Here is a 252-nt window from a genome sequence, read left to right on the forward strand (position 1 = left end):
ACGCCAAAGCCTGGAACGCGGTCCTGACCGGCGCCGGCAAGCCCGCCATCACCAATGTGCCGCTGTCCAACCAGGCCGACGTCACCGCCGCACTCGGCAAGGCGACCGATGTCGGCTCCGTCGCCAAACTGGCCCTGCAGTTGGAGGACCAGGCCGCACAGACGTACCTGTTCGCGACCTACAACGTCATCAGCCCTGCCGGGATCAGCACCGCCGCCACCATCGCCCCCGTCGAGGCGATGCACGCCGCGA

The 252-nt window shown here is 68.7% G+C and carries 1 protein-coding gene; it reads left to right on the forward strand.

Annotated features, from left to right (window positions below):
- A partial coding sequence (locus C6N31_RS47440; protein ID WP_198359742.1) for a ferritin-like domain-containing protein occupies positions 1 to 252 on the forward strand: 252 nt, incomplete at both ends.

The organism is Streptomyces fildesensis, assembly GCF_016107395.1.
Classification (GTDB): domain Bacteria; phylum Actinomycetota; class Actinomycetes; order Streptomycetales; family Streptomycetaceae; genus Actinacidiphila; species Actinacidiphila fildesensis.